General features: G+C 25.1%; 19 protein-coding genes. 1 reads left to right on the top strand and 18 read right to left on the bottom strand.

Annotation, left to right across the window (positions count from 1 at the left end):
* Positions 1-259: 259 nt before the first annotated feature.
* Positions 260-2398: a sigma 54-interacting transcriptional regulator gene (locus tag BUA70_RS00180; RefSeq protein WP_242977330.1), complete on the bottom strand. Its 2139-nt coding sequence runs from the start codon at positions 2396-2398 to the stop codon at positions 260-262.
* Between the two features lie 99 nt (positions 2399-2497).
* Between BUA70_RS00180 and BUA70_RS00185 the strand changes: the two genes are divergently transcribed.
* Positions 2498-2872 carry a zinc-ribbon domain-containing protein gene (locus BUA70_RS00185; protein ID WP_072892211.1) on the top strand — a complete coding sequence of 125 codons (375 nt, stop codon included), beginning with the start codon at positions 2498-2500 and terminating at the stop codon, positions 2870-2872.
* A gap of 196 nt (positions 2873-3068) precedes the next feature.
* On the opposite strand, the gene BUA70_RS00190 is transcribed toward BUA70_RS00185, so the two are convergent.
* The 17 genes from BUA70_RS00190 to BUA70_RS00270 all read right to left on the bottom strand — a co-directional run bounded on the left by BUA70_RS00190 (position 3069) and on the right by BUA70_RS00270 (position 21297).
* Positions 3069-4034 (bottom strand): calcium/sodium antiporter, encoded by a 966-nt coding sequence (locus tag BUA70_RS00190; RefSeq protein WP_072892212.1) that lies wholly within the window; start codon positions 4032-4034, stop codon positions 3069-3071.
* A gap of 172 nt (positions 4035-4206) precedes the next feature.
* Positions 4207-4365: a zinc-ribbon domain-containing protein gene (locus BUA70_RS00195; protein ID WP_072892213.1), complete on the bottom strand. Its 159-nt coding sequence runs from the start codon at positions 4363-4365 to the stop codon at positions 4207-4209.
* A 252-nt stretch (positions 4366-4617) separates the two neighbouring features.
* A complete protein-coding gene (locus BUA70_RS00200; RefSeq protein WP_072892214.1) occupies positions 4618-5445 on the bottom strand; it encodes a Cof-type HAD-IIB family hydrolase in 828 nt (275 codons plus the stop codon).
* Between the two features lie 149 nt (positions 5446-5594).
* Positions 5595-6797 carry a hypothetical protein gene (locus BUA70_RS00205; RefSeq protein ID WP_072892215.1) on the bottom strand — a complete coding sequence of 401 codons (1203 nt, stop codon included), beginning with the start codon at positions 6795-6797 and terminating at the stop codon, positions 5595-5597.
* Between the two features lie 80 nt (positions 6798-6877).
* The gene (locus tag BUA70_RS00210; protein WP_072892216.1) at positions 6878-7633 is read right to left on the bottom strand and encodes an SPOCS domain-containing protein; all 756 of its coding nucleotides are present in this window, start codon (positions 7631-7633) and stop codon (positions 6878-6880) included.
* Positions 7634-7855: 222 nt separating this feature from the next.
* Positions 7856-9214 (bottom strand): DUF4179 domain-containing protein, encoded by a 1359-nt coding sequence (locus tag BUA70_RS00215; RefSeq protein WP_072892217.1) that lies wholly within the window; start codon positions 9212-9214, stop codon positions 7856-7858.
* Between the two features lie 16 nt (positions 9215-9230).
* Positions 9231-9764 carry a sigma-70 family RNA polymerase sigma factor gene (locus BUA70_RS00220; protein WP_072892218.1) on the bottom strand — a complete coding sequence of 178 codons (534 nt, stop codon included), beginning with the start codon at positions 9762-9764 and terminating at the stop codon, positions 9231-9233.
* A gap of 186 nt (positions 9765-9950) precedes the next feature.
* A complete protein-coding gene (locus tag BUA70_RS00225) occupies positions 9951-10238 on the bottom strand; it encodes a PTS sugar transporter subunit IIB (RefSeq protein ID WP_072892219.1) in 288 nt (95 codons plus the stop codon).
* Positions 10239-10279: 41 nt separating this feature from the next.
* Complete coding sequence (locus BUA70_RS00230; protein ID WP_072892220.1) at positions 10280-10723, bottom strand: PTS sugar transporter subunit IIA; 444 nt, start codon at positions 10721-10723, stop codon at positions 10280-10282.
* Between the two features lie 286 nt (positions 10724-11009).
* On the bottom strand, positions 11010-12455 hold the full coding sequence (locus BUA70_RS00235; RefSeq protein ID WP_072892221.1) for a DEAD/DEAH box helicase: 1446 nt from the start codon (positions 12453-12455) through the stop codon (positions 11010-11012).
* Between the two features lie 235 nt (positions 12456-12690).
* Entirely contained in the window at positions 12691-14061 is a 1371-nt protein-coding gene (locus BUA70_RS00240; protein WP_072892222.1) for a hypothetical protein, read from the bottom strand.
* A 244-nt stretch (positions 14062-14305) separates the two neighbouring features.
* The gene (locus tag BUA70_RS00245) at positions 14306-15406 is read right to left on the bottom strand and encodes an iron-containing alcohol dehydrogenase family protein (protein WP_072892223.1); all 1101 of its coding nucleotides are present in this window, start codon (positions 15404-15406) and stop codon (positions 14306-14308) included.
* A 473-nt stretch (positions 15407-15879) separates the two neighbouring features.
* Entirely contained in the window at positions 15880-16881 is a 1002-nt protein-coding gene (locus BUA70_RS00250) for a M42 family metallopeptidase (RefSeq protein WP_072892224.1), read from the bottom strand.
* Between the two features lie 30 nt (positions 16882-16911).
* Positions 16912-17910, bottom strand: coding sequence for a M42 family metallopeptidase (locus tag BUA70_RS00255; RefSeq protein WP_072892225.1), 999 nt, complete (start codon positions 17908-17910; stop codon positions 16912-16914).
* A complete protein-coding gene (locus tag BUA70_RS00260; protein ID WP_072892226.1) occupies positions 17901-18941 on the bottom strand; it encodes a M42 family metallopeptidase in 1041 nt (346 codons plus the stop codon). Before BUA70_RS00260 ends, BUA70_RS00255 begins: the two co-directional genes overlap by 10 nt.
* A 92-nt stretch (positions 18942-19033) precedes the next feature.
* On the bottom strand, positions 19034-19405 hold the full coding sequence (locus BUA70_RS00265; protein WP_111944842.1) for a CoA-binding protein: 372 nt from the start codon (positions 19403-19405) through the stop codon (positions 19034-19036).
* Positions 19406-19569: 164 nt separating this feature from the next.
* A complete protein-coding gene (locus BUA70_RS00270; RefSeq protein WP_072892227.1) occupies positions 19570-21297 on the bottom strand; it encodes a hypothetical protein in 1728 nt (575 codons plus the stop codon).
* Positions 21298-21359 lie beyond the last annotated feature (62 nt).

The following is a 21359-nucleotide window of genomic DNA, read 5'->3' on the forward strand; positions in this document are numbered from 1 at the left end:
TCCTTAAAAACTTAAATTTTAATTATTACCATCCTCTCAAAATTTTATTATACGTACTATTTATATTATTAGCAATCTTTGTGCCAAAATTTTTCTTCAGGAAAAATTTTACTTAACAAAAAGCTGTAAATCCTTTATTTGTAATACTTTATTAATATTCTCTTTAAAACCTTTACAATGCATTTTAATTTATTATTTTTATAATTTATTTGGTATTTTAGTTCCATATTGATACTTTTTACCAAGTTGTTCTTTTTTACTATGAATTTATTTTTCTCCATATTGTTTCTTTCTCTATTCCATATTCCTTAGCTTTTGCAGAAACAGTTTTATGTGTAACCCCTAACACCTTTGCTGCTTTATTATAGCTTCCATATTTTATTAAAGCTTTTTCTATAATTATTTTTTCATATTCTTTTAGTGGTAATATTTCATCACTATTTATTATTTCATCTTTTATATTTATTTCTTCATAACAAGTAATTTCTTTATCATAATTAATCTTACTATTATTTATTTGCTCTATATCTTTTTCTCCTAATTTATTTCCATTATTCCATTTTGCAGATTTAATATATGATGGTAAGTCTTCAAGACAAATATAGTTTTTATCTGTTAGAGCTATTATTCTTTCCATTATATTTCTTAACTCTCTTATATTTCCTGGCCATCTATATGCAAGCATAGCTTCCATAGCTTCATTTGTTATCATTTTTATCTTATCTTTCTTCCCACTTTGAAGCTCCATTAAGAAATATTCTAAAAGTAACGCTATATCCTGTTTTCTTTCTCTTAATGGAGGTAAATATATTGGAATTACATTTAATCTATAATATAAATCCTCCCTAAACTCGCTATCTTTAACCATTTGTTCTAAATTTCTATGAGTGGCAGTAATAATTCTAACGTCTACTTTTATAGTCTCTTCTCCACCTACCCTTTGAAACTCTTTTTCCTGTATTACTCTTAATATTTTAGATTGCATACTTTTTTCCATTTCTCCTATTTCATCTAAAAAAATCGTACCTCCTTTTGCAAGTTCAAACTTACCTAATTTTCTTTTTATGGCACCGGTAAAAGCTCCTTTTTCATGTCCAAAAAGCTCACTTTCTAAAAGCGCTGAAGGAATAGCAGCACAATTCACTCTAACAAAAGGTCCTCCATTTCTAATACTTGCATAATGTATACCATCTGCTATAAGCTCTTTTCCTGTTCCACTTTCACCTCTTATTAAAACTGTAGCATCACTAGTTGCTGCTTTTAAAGCTATAGCTAAAGCATCTACAATTTTCCCACTTCTTCCTACATATTTTTCAAAAACTTCCTCTGGTTTTTTTGTTCTAATTAGTTCTTCTTCCAAGTAATCTGCTCTTTGAGTCATTTCTGAAAGCTTTTGAGTAAGTTTTTGAACTGCTGAAATATTTTTAATAACAGATACAACTCCTAATTTTTCATCTTCAACAATTATAGGAGTTACATTTGCAACTACTGTTTCTCCATTCCTTTTCTTAGAAATAGCATCTATTATTCCTTTTCCTTCTGTTAAAACCTTCACCCTTGCTCCATTAGGTGATATTTTATATATATTTTTCCCTATTAATTCTTCTTCTTTTTCTCCTGTTATTTTTTCATAACTCTTATTTACATAAGTAATTATCCCATCGCCATTTACCATACATATTCCATCTTGAACTGTTTCTAATATTAATTGCAGTCTTTCCTTTAACTCTTTAACCTCTCCTAATTCTATTTTAGCTCTTTCTAATCTTGATATATCTTGAAGTATCAAAACTGCACCTTTTAAAACTCCATCTACTTCTACTGGAGAAGTAAACATCATTAAAAGAGAATTTCCTACTCTAATTCTTTTTGCTATAGTATTTTTCTCTATCTCTTTAAATATATTAATACCTATAGTGCCTAGCACTTCTAAACTACCTTTTCCAATAACATCTACTCCTTGTAAATTTAATAATTTTTCTGCAGCACTATTTACAAGAACAATGTTATCCTTTTCATTAACTACAATAATTCCATTATGTATATTTTGAAATATAAGTTCCCAAGCCATAAGATTGCTGTTTATAATATTATCAACTTGCTTTAATGTCCCTTCATCCGGTAAAGAAAAATCACCTTCTAAAAATTCAATTATCTCCTCCATCGCTTCATTTTCTCTTTCTCCATCTACTCCTATAAAAACCTCATCCCCTAATTTTATCTTCATATTTACTATAGCCATTAAAGCAGTAGCCGGAGCTTTCTTTTTATCTTTACACTTTAAAAATATTTTAACTTTATACCTTTCTTGTATCTCATCTGCCTTATGTACAATCATTGCTACTATTCTTCCATGAAGACCTTTTCTATGTTTTATAACTACACTTTTTATTTTCATAATTATCACCTCTTTTATTGGAGTTTAAATACTACTTAAAATTATACATTAATTAATGATATAATTTTAAGTAGTATTTATAAAAATTAGGAGGATTTTATGTTCTTTATTGGTATTTTTGGTATAGATAAAAAAGAAGTTAAGCTAGGAACAATAACTTCTACTAATTGTAATATTTGTTCAAATTATTCTGTCCAAATTATAAAAACTTATAGTTTTTTTCATTTTTTCTTTATTCCTTTATTTAAGTGGAATGAAGAATACTTTGGTATATGTGCTAATTGTAATGCTATCTATAAAATTAAACCTGAAAAAGGTAAGGCCTTTGAAAAAGGAGATAAATTAGCTATAACTTATTGGGATTTAACATTAATAAATAACTCCTTTAATTCTATAAAAAAATGTCCTAATTGTAATAGGGAATGCGAATCAGATTATGAATTCTGCCCCTATTGCGGACATAAATTGCATTAAACTATATATAAATTTAATGCATAATATTTTTAATAAAAAAATATATTAGTAGATTTAAGTTACATATATAAAAAATTCATGGTTTGAAATATTTTTCATAATGCCATGAATTTTTAATATATTAAACTTTTTTAAATTATAACTTTATTTTATTTATAGGTATATCTCATTTAAAATGTATAATCTTCATACTTATTTAATTTCTAATTATAATATAAACCATATACCCTATATATAATCCTACCAAAACAAGACCTTCTACCTTTGAAAGCTTTTTAACTTTTTTATTTTTATTGAAGAATACAAGAGCACCTATAAAAATACATACAACTATTAAAAATACAAAATCAAAAATTAAAGTTTTTGATACTGGTATAGGGCTTATTAATGATGAAAGACCTAGTATTAATAAAATATTAAATATATTAGATCCTAATACATTTCCTATTGCTATATCAGTTTCTCCCTTTAATGCTGCAACAATAGATGTCACAAGCTCTGGCAAAGATGTTCCTGCCGCTACAATTGTAAGTCCTACAAGTTTTTCACTCATACCTAGAGAATATGCAATATTAGTAGCTGAATCTACTACTAATTTTCCTCCTATTACTATACCTAAAATTCCTAAAATAGACATAAGAATTTTTAAAGGAATACTTATATTTTTTTCTTTTTCTGTTAAGTTTTCATCTATGTTAGAATTTTTTGCTGATTTTATAAGTAAAAACATATATATAAAGCATAATATAACTAATATTAATCCATCTAACCTTGATATAACGTTTTCCTTACTAAAAAAGAGACTATCAAAGGTTAAGAAAAATAATACTAGAGTAACCAAAAGATTTACAAAAAAATCTCTTTTTACTGTAGCTTTTTTAATAATTATAGGCATAACTAAGGCAGTTCCACCTAAAACTACTAAGGAATTAAATATATTAGATCCTAATACATTTCCTAATGCAATACCATTATTTCCTTGTACAGATGAAATTACACTAACTGCAAGTTCTGGAGAACTTGTTCCTATTGATACAATAGTTAATCCTACTATTACTGAAGGAATTCCTATCTTTTTTGCTATTGAAGAGGCTCCATCTACAAAAATGTCTGCACCTTTAATTAATAAAATAAAACCTAAAATCAGAATAATATAATTCATGAAGTCATTTCCCCCATTTCTATAAATGCTATTATAAAAAACTTACAATTAAAGCATACAGTTTATTTATTATATCTTCAAAGGTTTTTGCTATATTTTACAAATTCATAACATTATAAAATAAAGAAGCTATAAGATTAAAATCTTATAGCTTCTTTTATAGAAAATAAAATTATCTTCTGTTATCTCTTTGTTGCTTTCTTGCTCTTCTGCAATCAGCACATCTTACAGGCTCGTTATCGAATCCTTTTTCTTTGTAGAAAGCTTGCTCACCTTCAGTAAATATAAATTCTTGTCCGCAGTCTTTACATATTATTTTCTTATCTGCCATTTTAAATTCCTCCATTTTCTGAAGATTTAGATAAAAGTAATATCCCTTATAAATGGAGAAACTTACATCTATTTAAATCTTATATAATTGTTTTACTAACTTTCTCTAGTATATCACCTGAAATGATATTATGCAAGTGTTATTTTGTAAAATTCTTTATTAATTATAAAAAATACCTTATATAATTATGTATCTATATAATATATCTTTATCATTTGGCTATTTTACTATGATTATAGTATTTTGCATTAACTATTTTAAGGCTAATTTTTCTATTGCTTTTGCTACACCATCATTTAAATTTGTATCAGTTATATAATCTGCTAACTTTTTAACTTCATCTGGAGCATTTCCCATAACTACAGCAGTACCAGCTTCTTTTAACATAGAGATATCATTTCCACTATCACCTATACACATTATTTCTTCTTTTTTAATACCTAACTTTTTAGCTAAAATTTTAACCCCTTTACCTTTTGAAGTTCCCTCTTTCATAATCTCTGCACATCCGGACCAAGAATAAACTACATCTATTCCTTTAATTTTTTCTAAATCTAATTTTGCATCTTTTATTTTTGAGCTATTTTTTGTTTCTATTAATATAACTTTTAAAATATCTTCTTTATATTTTTTAAAAGCTTCTTTAAAATCATCTACTATATAAAACCTTATAGCTTCTTCTTCCGTAGTTAATTTATTCATTATTCTATGACTATCATCCTCTGGGATTTCTTCATCTGAAATTATTCCATAAGGAGTATCAAAAACAGCTAAAAAATTATATTTCTTTACTATATCATATATACTTTCTAATTCTTCTTTATCTAATATGGATTTAAATATAACTTCATCTCTATCTTTTTCTCTAATATATGATCCATTAGAACATATAAGTGGAGCTTTTATACCTGTAAGCTTTGCAAATATTCTAGCGGAGGCAAATACTCTTCCTGTAGAAATAGCTACCTTAATTCCTTCTTCTGTAGCTTTTTTTAAAGCTCTTTTGTTTTCCTCACTAATATTATGCTTATTATTTAAAAGTGTGCCATCCATGTCTATGCATATTAATTTATATCCCATAATCTATACCTCTTCTAATGTTTTATAAATTTATTATATCAAATATAGCTTTATTATAAATGTATTTAAATAAAGGTTTTTACTTAAATATTCAAAAAATTCACAAGTTACTTTCAATATCTAATAAAATTTATATTATTCAATAAATATCATAGTTTAACTTCTACTTTTTTTAATAAGTTTATTCTAGTATCTGTTTCAATTATTAAATGAATACTTTTGTAAAAATCAATATACTCATTTATACTTCTCTTATTTTTAAAAGATTTATATATATTAAAGTTTTCATTTAACTTTTCTACTAATAATTTTTTTATTATGCTTAAATTAATATTTTCTACAAAATTAATATTTATTATTTTATTTCCTTTAAAAGGAATAAAAAAAACGTAAAATTTATTATTTCCTGTTAAATTATTTTTAGAGAATCTTTTAGGCTCTAAATATTCTATAGAAACTTTTAAAATTCCATCATAAATAGCTTTTCCTTTTAATTTATTTTTACTATCTATTTCTAAATAAACATTTTTTATATCTAATTTACATTTTATATTTGAAATATCATAAATATATTTTGGAAAATTTATGTTTCCACTAAAGACTTCCTGCACTTTTAAATAAGCTAATTTTTTTGGAATATTTATATTGCTACCACAAGTATTTACATAACTTTTTTCTGTATTTTTATTATTTTTAACACTTTTCTTATCATCATAAAATTTAAAATCACTATTTATTTTTTCTACTTGCTTTATATTATTAAAAATAGTATATTCTTCATCTCTTCTTTTATGACTTAAATTAAATTTATCCTCTTTAAAATTATTTTCCTTAATATCTTTTTTAAAATTATTTTCTTTAATATTTTTATTAAGTAAATCCTGTTTTTTAACAGTTTTATTAATAAAATTATTTTTTTTAGTATTTTTATTAATAAAGTTATTTTTATGATTTTTTTTGTTATCTTTTTTATATTTATTTTTTTCATCTTTTATTTTTATGTATTCATTTTTTTTGCTTACTAGTAAAGCTTTTTTATTATTGAATGTTTTATCTTTAAAATCAAAAGTTTTATAATGTTTTTCCCATAGAATTTTATTTATATTATTTTTGTTTATATCATCTTTATTTATATTGGAATTATTTTTTTTATTTGTTTTTGTATTACTATTTGTTTTTATATTATTATTTTTATAAAAGCTATCTTTATAATAGTCATCCTTAGAAAAACTATTATCTTTAATATTTTTTTCTAACTTATCTTTTTTTAATTTATCTTTCTCTAAGTTATTTATTTTATTGTAATTATTTAAATACAAAAGTAGCAAAATAACATATCTTTTATCTATCATTTTTTATACCTAATAATTGTTTTAATATATTTTATACAAAAATGCAGAGTTTAATAACTCTGCATCTTAATTTATTTTATTTATTTTTCTTTTTTGTCACAAGGTCTATATGGTGGCATTTTAATATAATCTTTAACAAAAACTTTTATATAAAGTTTTAATACTATTTTTTCTACTAAAGTTGAATATAATACTGAATCTTCTTGTTGGCATTCATTACATGGTTTTTTATTAACATCTAGCTCTGTAATTTCATATTTATATAATTTACAATGAGGAGTTTCATTTAAATAAACTTTTTGCTTAGTTAAGCTTTCACAAGGTGAATGTCCCATGAAACCTTCATCACAGCAGCAGTCTTCCATTGTATCACATAAATAAGATACATCTTTTTCTTTATTCTTCTTTAAATGATGATGATGTTTTATACGTGTTGCTATACTAAATGGTATTTTTACCTCTATATCACTCCAGTTATTTCTAAAGGATTGACATTGGCAAGGATTTAAATCATCATCTACTGGTGATACATAAGTTATATTTTTTACAATATATCCTTCTACCAATAAATTTTTTCCTACTATTTTACATTGAGTTAAAATTACTCTTCTTTTAATTTTCTTTATTTCTAAAAAGCCTTCAGGTATTGTAACATCATCTATTAATATTCTTTCTAATTTTGCTTTTCCTATAAGTTTTTCTACTTTATAAACATCATCTCTTCTATGATGAAAATGTCCACTATCATTTATTTCTCTAACATCAACTTCAATATCACTACATTGAACTAAATCACAACCACCTGGTAAAATGTCTGGATAATTTTCACAACTCATCTTAAGATATCCTCCTTATTATCAACAGCTTTATCTTTATCTAATATATTTATATGATAATTGTCTAAATTTGTTCTATTTTTTCATATAAATTAATGAATATTTTTATAAATTATAAAAAAATTAAGTTTGAAGTCAAAATATTGACTCCAAACCCTAATATTTCAAAATTATAATTAACTTTAAAGTTGTTATATATTATTTATAAGGTATTAAAATAAGTTATTTAAGAGATACTGTGAATTTATCCTCTTCATATATATTATAATTCTTTGATATATCATTGCATTCAATTAAATATTCTGTTCCTTCCCTAAGTTTTTTAAATTCGACCATTAAATCTTCTCCACTATCTGATTGTTGTATACCACTAATTAAGTTAAATTCTTCCCCTGATTCTTTGTCTACTATATTATGTGGACGCATTATTGTAGGATATTTACCATTAAAATAAATCTTAGTTTTATCATCTAAAATTTCTACTTTAGTTATTTTTAAATTAAAATTACCAGATATTATATCTGTATTTCCATTTAAATTTAAAGGAACTTTAATAATATAAGGTTTTAAGCTTTCTTTACTTCTTATTGGCACTACAGTTAAACTTTCGCTATCATCATAAATTTTCTTAAATTGATTTTGAAAATAACATTTTTCTTTATTTCCTACTAAGCTATTACCTTCTTCTAATATAACTCTTCCTTTGTCATCACGAATAAAATACATCATATTTTCAGTATAAAAATTATTTTTTTCACTTATATCTTCCCCATAAAAAACTGTGTTAATAGGAGTACATATTAATTTATTTAATTTCATACCATCTTTTATATTTTTTAAGTTTATATTTAAATCTATTTCTTTAATCCTACCTTTAACTTTTTCACTAGTTACAGGAATCTTAAAATTCCACTCTCCTTTTATGTTTCCAAGAAACTCTCTAATATTAATATCCAAGTTAAATTTATCAGGAACCTCAACATTTCCTCCTAAGAGAACTTCATCTTTAATACTCCTTGGAATATAGCTTGAATTTATATTAAAGGTCTCTATACCTTTATAAATTGTTTTGTTAGTGTTTATAAATTTCCCCTTGCCTCCAGATGAAAAAGTAGTTATTTTTCCATTTACTTTAAAATCCTTGTCTAAAATATGAGGTTCACTTTTCATTTCTCTTTCAGTTTCTACTGTATACGCAATAGCTAAATTTATACTGTCATAAACTATGCTATTTATAGTAACCTTCACTCCATTACTTTCTTTTGTAATATCTATATCCGAAGAATACTCCTCAAAATTTTTATCTACATTTAAAAGGCTAAATATTGATCCTATAACAGGTAAGCTTTTTGCATAACTTGGCATTGTTAAACCAAATGCAATAAATGATACTAAAGTTATTGAAGCTGCAATTACACCTCTTTTTATATTTTTTAAACTTCTTTTATTTTTTATCCTATTGTTATCATCTAAATTACTTAAAGTATCTTCTATTTTTTTATTTATACTTTTAGGTATTTCTTTATTTTCACTTCTAGCCATATCCTTAAGTTTTTTATCTATGTAAAAATCATTATTCATAATATACACCTCTAATCTAATTATCTATAATTTTGGATAATATTTTTCTTGCAGTATTTAATCTAGATCTTACAGTACCCTCTGGTATTTTTAATATACTTGAAATATCCTTTTGAGGCATGTCTTCAAAATAGAATAATATAGTTACCAATCTAAGTTCTTCTTTTAAAGAGTTTATACCATTCCATAAGTCTATATTAGAATATTTATCTATATAACAGTCTTTATCTAAATCACTATTCTCTAAACATATATTCTTTTTATGGTGCCTTAAAATTATATTACATTCATTAATTAAAATTCTTATTAACCATGTTTTAAAATACTTATCCTTTCTCAAGCTATGAATATTTTCATAAGCCTTAACTATAGAACTTTGGATAGCATCTTCAATGTCTTCATCAGTTTTTAATATTCCTCTAGCTATCCTATACAAACTAACTTTATTTTCTCTAATTAAAGTTACGAAAGCTTCCTTATCTCCCTTTTTAGCTAAAGAAACATCATCAAATTTTTTATTTTTATATTTTGCAAAATTTATTAGTTGCACTTTTTTTCCTCCTAAACCAATTTACTTAGCTAAGCATTCACTTATTAGATACTAATCCAGTTAAAAATGTTCACCAAAATTTTTAAAATTTAAATTGAATTTTAAAAATATAAAAACCTTAGATAATAAAGTTAAAATCAACTCATTACCTAAGGTTTTTAAAATATGTAATTTATATTTATTTTATTATTTATGATAACCTAATTCGTTTAGTGTTTCTAGTAATTTTGTTCTTATTTCAATCATATCTATTATATTGTTTAATGATATAACTTTCTTTGGATCCATCATTAGCTCTGCTGCTACATCTCTTCCTCCAACATAAATATCTGCATCAGTTTTTTTGGCTGATGCTAAATCTGAAACTTCAACATCTACATCCTTAATACCTAATTCTTTTAATGCAGTTTCTACATTTCTTTGAATTATAAAACTACCTGCTAGTCCATTTCCACAACACGCTAATATTTTCATAAAAATTCCTCCTTAATGTGCCTTTTCTTTTTTTGCAAAAGCTAGCTGTATTTTGTTAATATATTTAATACTTCTTTTTCTGTTTTAGAATTCATTATCTTTTGTAAATCTTCTTTATTTCTAAGCAAATCAACAATTTCACCTAAAACTCCTATATGACTTTTATTATCTTTAGCTGCTAATGTTATAACTAATTTAACAGGATCATTCTGTTCACTTCCAAAATCTATAGGTTTTTTTAAAGTTAAAAAACTAACAGCTGTTTTATTAACACCATCTTCTGGTCTTCCATGGGATAATACTATATTAGGCGCTATAACCATATAAGGACCTATATTTTTTAAACTTTTTATTATAGCATATTCATATTCAGGTTCTACGTATCCCTTATTTTCAAGTAATTTACAGCCCTTTTTTATAGCATCTTCCCAATTTTCACATAATACATTTACTTTTATGGATTCTAAAGTTATATCACCTAACATTTCTTCATTCCTTTCACTTTAAACCAAAAAAATTTAGCTAGCAATCCTATGCTACTATATTATAACAATTAAGTCAAAGAAAATGAATAGGTTTACATAAAATATAAATTTAATTTTTTTATTGATTATTTAAAATAGCCAAAAAAGATTTAAATATTTAATAATCATTAAAAAAAGATGATTTAAATTTAATATAAAAATCATCTTTTTAATATATTATTCACTTTAAATTTTATTAATATAAAATTAATTAAAAATAATATTTACTTTAACCAGTTTTATATAATTAACTTCTAGCTTTTTCAACTTTAAGTTTTTTACCTTTTATAGTAGAATTTTTTAATGCTTCTAATACAATTTTTCCTTTGCCGTTTAGTATATCAATATAAGAAACATTATCTTGAATATCTATTATTCCTATATCATCTGCTGTAATACCTTCTATTCTTGATATAGCACCAACAAAGTCTCCAGCTCTTAACTTTTTTTTCTTTCCACCATTAAAATATAACTTCATTATATCTTTTTCTAATCCAAAAGCCTTATCCCTTTTTATTGTTGATTTATTTTTTATTTTATTTTCAAATTCACCCTTACATTTTTCAAAATCATCTTTTGATGGTTCTTCAATAGATTGTAACTTTAATCCTATATACTCTTCTATCTCATTTAAAAATCTATCTTCAAAAGGAGTTACAAAAGTAATTGATTTTCCTTTTTTACCAGCTCTTCCTGTTCTACCTATTCTATGTACGTAACTTTCTTTTTCTAAAGGAATGTCATAATTAAATACATGAGTTATATCATCTATATCTATTCCTCTAGCTGCAACATCTGTAGCTACTAAATATCTAAATTTTCCTTTTTTAAAGTCTTTCATCACATTAAGTCTATCTTGTTGCATCATACCACCATGAATTTTTTCTGATGGATAGTTTCCTCTTTTTAATCTATTAAACACATCATCAACCTTATCTTTTGTATTACAAAATATAATAGCACTATCTGGATTTTCTATAACAGTAAATTTTCTTAATAGATTAAATTTATTATCTTCTTTTACCCTACAACAAAAGTTTTCAACTTTATCTGCTGTTAATGCCTTTGCTTGAATTTCAATTTTAATTGGATTTTTCATATATTTTATACATAAATTTTCTATATCTTCTGGTAAAGTAGCAGAAAAAAGCATTGTAGTTCTATTCTTAGATATCTTATTTATTATTTCTTCAACTTGATCTATAAAACCCATATTAAGCATTTCATCTGCTTCATCTATTATTAGATATTTAATATTTTCAAGAGATATGGTTTCCCTACTTATATGATCTAAAACTCTTCCCGGTGTACCTACAACTACATGAGTTCTTTGTTTTAATTCTCTTACTTGAACTGAAAAAGGTTGTTTTCCAAAAACAGCAACTGCCTTAATTCTTTTAAATCTTCCTATATTAGATATATCCTCTTTTACCTGTACTGCCAATTCTCTTGTTGGAGTAAGTATAAGCCCTTGTGGTTTACTTTCATCCCAATTTATTTTCTCACAAAGTGGTATTGCAAAGGATGCTGTCTTACCACTTCCAGTTTGAGATTTTACTATTATATCCTTTTCTTTAAGAGCTAAGGGAATCACCTTTTCTTGAACTTCTGTTGCTTTATCATATTTTAATCCCTTTATAGCTTTTATTATTTCATTGCTTAAATTTAAATCACTAAAATTTATTTTATTCATATTTAAACCTCATTTATTATTTAATATATCTTGTATTCTAAAGGTTATTTATATTTTTATCAATGCTAATATCTTTATTCAAATTATTATTTAAATAACTACTTACATAAAAGTAATTTTAAAGATACAAATTTATTTTATAAATAAAAAATATATAGAAAAAAGACCATATAGAAATTTAAAAAATTTCTTATAGTCTTATAAAGATATTTTTATTCAATTTAAAGATTTTCTTTTATAAATATTTTTCTAATTTTTCACTTTTAATATTTAAATAATTTAAAGCTTCACCATATATATTAATTTCTCTTCCTATTTTTTCTATTAATTCAGTGTTTTTATTAGAATCTTTAAGGAGTTCTATTAGTTGAGATGTGTAAGATGTTATATCCTCTACTAAATTACTTACTATTTTTTGATTACTTCTTATTGCTTGCTCTACTAAAAATTGAGATTTTATATGCTTTTCTTTTTTTTCATTTATAGATAGCCACTTCATTCCTCTATATATACCAAAGCCCACTATTAAAGCTACTCCAAGTCCTGTTACCATAGAACTTAATCCTAAAACCCCACCTAATCCAAGGGCTGCAAGACCTGATGTTATACCCTCTGCACTCAATCCAACTACAGATCCACTTAAATACACTGCAGCTACAGGGACACCTACTGCGGCTGCTTTAGTAGCTATCTCTTTAAAATCCTTAATTATTTCAGAATCATCTTTTGTAAAATTCATTATTTTAAAATCATTTTCACATGCTTCCTTTAAAAATTCTACTTGTTCATCATTTATTTTGTATTTTTTAGATATTTTATGTATTATCTCTTTTTCTTTATCATTATAAGAATTTAAAGAAATACATCTTCCTATCATATCTTTTATCAAAGATAAGTGTAAAATTTTTTCAGAAGCTTCTGGTACATTTTCCTCCATCTTATCTAAAACTTCATATAAATTCTCTTTAGTCTTAGACATTATATATTCCTTTATCTCTGAGCGACCTTCTTTGCTTACATTTATTTGAGTCATTAATGAATAAATTTCAACTATTTTTTTGTAATTTACCTTTTCATCAATTGAGATTAAATTTATTACAGCCTTTATATAATTAATTTTAATACTTTCATCCATACACTCTAAAATTATATATTTATCATTTTCTCCAACTAATCCCTCTAAACATAAATTCATCGATTCTAACAATATCTCCATAAATGGTGTTTTCTTTAATAAAGATGTTTTAATTTTATTTATAGTTCCATTTTTTGATGTTATTATAAGAACTCTGTTGCAATCCTTTTCAGCACTAGTTACTGTAACATCCTCTATATCTTTATATAATATATACAAAGGTTTTTCAAAAGATTCTTTAAGATAAAAACCTTCATTAGTGAATAAAACACCTTCTTTAGAACTTCCAAATAGAGTTAAGTCTATTAATCCTATTATGGTACTTTCTTCTACTCCTTTTGCATAATATCTCATAGCTTTTTCTAGTTTTTTTCTAGGAATTTTATCCTTTGAATAGTATGTAAATGCATCTACTAATTGGGGAGCCTTCTCATTTATAATATCTTCTAATTCTTTATACTTATTATCCATTTATAACCCCTCTTTTATTTTAAAATATATAATAAATTATCTTTAGTCACTTCTTAATTAGTTTATAATTAATATTCTAACACATATTTAAAAGATAGCTATTATAAAATTTATAAATAACATATATTAAAAAGTTTCATAAACTGAAATAATTTTCTTTAGGAATTTTAAAAAAAGCTTAGAAGTAATAATTCATTACCACTAAACTTTTTTATTATATATTTATTCAATATGTAATACCTAATTATATATATAGTAAGCTATTAGTATATATAAAGAATAACTCTTCATATAATATATCTTCTGGATGATTAGCTAGCTTTTCTTTATTTTCCCAAACCTCATCAGTATATTTTTTTATTTCATCTTGAGTTACATGAATATGAACCTTTACTAATTTATCCATCAATTCTTCAAATTCCTTATGAGATTCTAATCCTAGTAATTCATAAATCTTATTGACTTTTTTTCTATCTTTAAATATCTTTAGATATTCTTTATATAAAGAACCTATTGCAAATCCATGAGAAATCCCTTTATGATATGTTAAAGGATAGCTCATTCCATGAGGAAGAGATGTTCCTGTTTGTGCAATTATCATACCACCTATATTGGATGCTATCATTAACTTTTCTCTTGAAGTATTTTTTATGTCTCCAGAAACTAAGTCATCTTTACATTCTCCCCAAATTTTAATTCCTCTCTCTGCTAAAGCATCTGTAATATCATTAGCATGTCTATTTAAATATCCTTCTATTATATGTGACAAGGCATCTATAGCTGTACTAACAGTTGTATCTAAGTCCATTTTCTCTGTATATTTAGGATCTAATAATGCTAACTTTGGGAAAACTTCTTGTCCTAAATTTCTTTTAGTTTTATTTTTATGGTCTGTAAGCACTGAATATTGAGTAACTTCTGTACCTGTTCCAGATGTAGTTGGTATGGCAATTACATCTAAAGCCTCTAGTTTTTCTGGTGTTATTAAATTATCTTTATTTAATTGTGGATTTTTAATCATAACAGCTATAGCCTTAGCTGCATCTATAGGTGATCCTCCTCCTACCCCTATAATAAAATCTACATTTTGTTCTAATCCAATCTTTGAAGCATCTTCTATTGTTTCTAATGATGGATTTTCTTCTACCCTATCAAATATGTAATAATCAATTCCTTCTTTATCTAATGCAGCTTCTACATCTTCTAATGAGCCATTTATCTTAGAAGAACTTTTTCCTGTAATTATAAAAGCTTTTTTACCAAAGCCTTTAAATTCATGGTGTTTCTTTATTACAATTCCTTTTTCCATCATTACTTTAACAGGCATATGATATGTTATATCCATAAAAATCCCTCCTAATATTTCCTCTTAATACCTTAAAATAATTATAGCATTATTATGTTACTAAATAATTAATATGTTCTAAAACAAATTGTTAAATAACAAATAAGAGATTTACATATTATTAATAGTATTTTAATTGACTATAATTTTTAATAGTGATAATTTAAAATAAACCATAATAAAAGAGGTGATGGTTAACATTAATCAATGCCTTAAATCAAAGAGCAAAAGTTTTAAACAAATGATTACATAGCTTTAAGCTACATAATAAACTTAAGAGAAATCATCACTCTATAAAAGTATAATAGCATGATTTTGCTATAACCTAAAATAATTCTTTATATCATACTAAAGATAAGTTGAATTATTGTGCCTAGCTAGTGCAAGATTCTAACTAAACACTTAATGCTTACTAAAAGAATAAAGAGCTGTCATAAATTTATGACAGCTCTTTATTCTTTAATCTAAACCTATTAAAATTCCTTTAGTATTTCTATAATTATATTTTTTGTATTTTCTATATCACTTTTATTTACAATCTCACTACTAGTATTTATATATCTACAAGGAATACCTAAAGCCCCCGTTTTGGTTCCATTGCCTTCTTTATGAATAAAACCTCCATCTCCACCATGATTATTTACTATATATTGAGGTTTTAGAGATATCCTCTCAAATACTTTATCTAACTTTTCTTTAACTTCTCTATTTATTATTAATGTTTTATCTAAAATTTTAATTGCCGGTCCTCTTCCTAAATAAATACTATCACCACATTCCTTTGCTTCTTCCATATCTAAAACTATAGCATAATCTGGTGCTATTATATTAGCTGCTGCCCTTGCTCCTCTTCCACCTAAAATATTTTCAGTGGAAAATACAAAGTAAAATTCATTATTTTTATCTAAATTTTTTATTTCTTTGTTTTTTATCATTTTTATAATTTGAAATAATATAAAACATCCTATTTTATTGTTTAATCCTGAAGATAATATATTATTATTATTTTCGATAATACTAGGTTTAATTACTGCTACATCTCCTTCTTTAATCAAACCTTCTACTTCTTTTTTAGAATCTAATGCAAGGTCTATAAACAAATCCTCATCTTTAGGATCCTTTTTATTTGAATATAGTTTACCTATAGTTCCATTTTTAAATGATACATAATTATTTACTACTTTACTCAAGTCAAATTCCCCAATAGATGCCACTTTAATAAGACCCTTATCATCAATGCCAGTAACTATAAACCCTATATTATCCATATGGGCACATATCATAACCTTTTCTTTTTTATCAATAGTATTTTTAGTATAGAAATTATCACAAATATCTACAATCAAATTTCCCATCTTATCTTCTCTATATTTTACTGATAATTTATCCAATTCTTTAACTATAACGTTTCTAAGTAACTCTTCATTTCCGCTTGTAGAAAATGTTTCTAATAAATCTTCTAATAATAAATCCATATTCCCTATCCCCCTAATATTTACTCTTTTTTAAAAACTTTTTAAATATCTTTTTAATAAATCTATTGTATTTTTATAATCCTCTAATGAAGCTACGCTTAAAGATGAATGTATATATCTACAAGGTACAGAAATAGTAGCAATTACCGCTCCATCCCCTGACATATGAATTGCTCCAGCATCATTTCCTCCTGCAATAGCTTTTCTTCTTTGATATGATATTTTATTTTTCTCCGCTAAATTTATTAATTCTTCACATAAATCATAATTAAAGATGCTAGTCCTATCCATAATAGAGATTGCTGGTCCTCTTCCAAGCTCTGTAGCCACTAAAGTTTTATCTACCTTAGGTAAATCAGCACATATAGTTCCTTCAATAGCAATACCTATATCTGGTTTTATTTTATAAGATGATACATACGCTCCTCTATCTCCTATTTCTTCTTGCACATTAAAAACTCCATAAAGATCACAATTATAATTCTCCTTTAAAATTTCTATTAAAACTCCACACCCAATCCTATCATCAAAAGCCTTACCCTTTATAAAATTTTCTCCTAATATTCCATACTTAGTATCAAAAACTGCAAAATCTCCGAGACTTACATACTTTTTAGCCTCTTCTTTAGAATAAGCTCCAATATCTAAAGCAAGATCTTTATATTTGGGAACTGATATTCTTTCATCTTTAGATTGTAAGTGTATAGGCTTAAACCCAATAACTGCAGGTATTTTCTTTTCACCTACATATACTACCTTTGATAAAACTACTTTAGGATTTATTCCCCCTAACGGTGAAAACTTTAGGGTTCCATCATTGTTAAAACCAGTAATTATAAATCCAACTTCATCCATATGAGCATCTATTAATATTTTAGGCCCACTGCCTTTTTTATGAGTTATTATATTTCCCATATTATCTATAGTAATTTCATCTACATAATCTTTTATATAGTTTTTTATTATATTTCTAACTTCCCCTTCAAATCCCGTTGGAGATATTGCATTACATAATCTTTCTAAAAGCATAAAATCTCCTCCAATTCATCATATTTAATACTCATTATAAAATCTGCTAATAATTTTCCTGTATTTTTTATGTCTCCTAAATTAGCTACTTCTACAGATGTATGCATATATTTTATAGGTATTGATATTAAAAGAGTGGCGATTCCTTCTCTTGATACTTGAATATCCCAAGCATCTGTTCCAGTATTTCCTGGTTCTACCTCTACTTGATAGGGAATCTTATTTTTTTCTGCTATTTTCATAAGTTTTTTTCTTAACTTTGGATGAATATTAGGTCCTATACATATACATGGACCTCCCCCAACTTTTACTTCATCATCATCTCTTCCAAGATGTCCACCATCAAAAGTAGTATCAATAGCAATACCTATATTAGGGTTAATTATATGAGATGCTACTTTAGCTCCTCTATGCCCAACTTCTTCTTGAGAAGAACATACAAAGTGCACATCTAAATCATGATTTTTATTTTTTAGTTCTTCAAAACATACATATAAAGCTCCTATAGATGCCCTGTCATCTAAGGCTTTACAGCATATATTATTATTTAATAATTCAATAAAATCTCTTTTTAGAGTAACAAAATCACCTACTGATACTATTTTTTCTAAACTTTCTTTTGAATATCCAGTATCAATAAAAAGCTCTTCTATCTTAACTCCTTCTTCTCGTTCCTTATCATTCATAAGATGAGGAGGTTTTATTCCTATTATACCTAAAATACTTTCTTTTCCATGAACAATAACTTCCTGCGATACTAAAGTTTTAGGGTCTATTCCTTTTCCAATAAACCCTAAAAAGCCATTATCTTTTATTGAATTCACCATTAAAAATACTTCATCTAAATGAGCAGAAAGCATTATTTTACCATTCCCTCTACCCTTTTTTATAATATGAAAATTATCAATGTTATCTGTAAAACCTTTATCTACTCCTTTAAATATTTCTTTTATTTCCTTATGAAGCCAATATTCTCTTCCACTTGGGCCATGGTTTTCACAAAGAGTTTTTAAAACATATTTTAAATCCATAAAAGAACCCCCTTTTTATAAAAATTTTATTTTGTAAAATATATTTTTTTAATTTTATATTATATCTAATTAAATTTATATTTATCTGCCTTTTATATTCTGTTTAATTGAACTAAAGCACAATTTTCTATTGCTTCTAAATCATTCTCTTTACAATAAGATATTATCTCATCACTTTCTGCCCCAGGTTGTATTAGTATATTCTTTATACCAAGCTCTTTAGCTTCTTTTATAATTTCTAATCCAACTTTAGGATTTATACAAAGATCTATACATTCTATCTTAAATGGCACATCCTTAAGTCTTAAATATACTTCATTACCACCTTTAGGATTAACACCTGCAACATTGTAATTTTTCTCTTTAAATTTTTCTAAAATTCTATAAGCATATTTTTTGTTGTTATTAACATCTCCTACAACAACCCAATTTTTAAAATTTGATACCATAGTCTTTCCATCCATATAATATTCCTCCTAAAATTAGTTATAGTAATTTTATAATCTTATTATAACCAATTGATCTTTTAAATAACAAAACACTAATACCAAAATTTTTAATATCAGTGTTTTGTTAAAGTATTAATTTTTTATAAAAATCAATAAAATATATTCTATTATGTATTTTTTTAATTATTCCAATAGTAAAAATGAGTAGTTGAATTACTATCATATTTTTCTTCATATCCAGTTATAAGTCTTGGATGTAGCACTGACCCAAAAGTTCTCTTTTGATTATCTACAATATAAGCATAATTATTATCAATCCATCCCATAAATATATATGTATGAGCTTGTCCACTAAATAATATATCTCCCGGTTTCATTTTTGTAAAATCTGTACATCTTACCCATCCTCTTGATGAAATATATTTTTCTAAATTTAATACAGAAGCCATACTTCTAGGCACATTCACTCCAACTCTTCTTAAAGCTTCTGATACAAAATAAGTACAGTTATTATAAATTATCCCTCCATGAAGTTTTATAGAAGTTGCATGAACATCTTCTTCGTTGTTAGCATTTGTCATATACTTAAATAAATTATATTGAAGATTAGAATGTGATATATAACTATTAGCATCAACTACCGATCCATTAGGTCTTGCATATTTTGCTCCAAACCAAGTATTAGTAGCCATTGCTCCATTATCATATAAATAATATGTGTTACCATCTATACTATAAAAGTCACTGTGAAGTATTTTTCCTGAATTATCTAAGTAATACCAATGTAAACCATCAGATATCCATCCTGTTTTCATAGTTCCATTATGATTTAAATAATACCAATCACCATCTAAAGACTTCCAACCAGTTGCCATTGAACCATCATTATTTAAATAATACCAATTTGACCCATCAGAATTCCATCCTGTTTTCATGTCTCCATTAATAGAATTCAAAAAATACCAATTACCATTAATTCCATTCCATCCTCTAGCCATTTCTCCATTTTCCAAAAAATAATACCACTTATATCCATATGAATACCATCCAATTACCATAGCCCCAGTATTTTTATTTAAGAAATACCAGTTATCATTTATACTTTTCCACCCGGTACTCATTCCTCCCCAATCCTCTAAATAATACCAATTATCTCCTTGAAAATACCATCCAGTTATCATAGCACCATTATTATCTAAAAGATACCATGTTTGATTTACTTTTTGCCATCCCTTCGCCATTTGTCCATTATTTAAAAAATAGTACCAAACTCCATTTATTTTTTGCCATTCTTTAAGCATTACACCTTTTTCATTTAAATAATACCAATTTCCATTATCCTCAATCCAATTAATTCTCATCTCATTAGTATTTTTATCAAAAAAGTACCAATTATTATCTATAAAGGTCCATCCCTTAACTAATAATCCATTATTATCATAATAATAATTTTTATTATCTTTTTTTATCCATTTATTTTTTAATAATTCTATTGCATATTTTTTTTCTATAGAATTTTTACTATTATTAATTTTTTCATCGTCGTTGTTTTTAAAAGCCTTTTTGTTTTCATTTCCTTCAATACTATTTTTAACATCTTCTTTTTTTATATCTTTATCAACTTTAATTTCTTCATTTTTTTCTTCTACCTTAGAATCGATTTCACTTTTTACAACTTTATTATTCTTTTCATCTAATGTTTGTTTTTTTCCTTCTATATTATTTTTATTATTATTTATAATATTTTCTTTTTTAATCTCTTCTTGTTTCTCAATATTTATTGCATTATTTATCTTGTTATTTTCTAAGGCATTAGCTTTAAAAGAACCTATGAAATTAAACTTGTACAAATCATTATAGACCATATTAATTTTTTTAATTTTAATCTTTTCACCTTTTCTAGTCACTCCTTATAATCCTTATTCTTTAATAATATCGTAATTTAAAATATACTTTTTTGCAATTTTTT

Origin of the sequence: Clostridium fallax (assembly GCF_900129365.1) — a bacterium.
GTDB classification, from domain to species: domain Bacteria; phylum Bacillota; class Clostridia; order Clostridiales; family Clostridiaceae; genus Clostridium_AH; species Clostridium_AH fallax.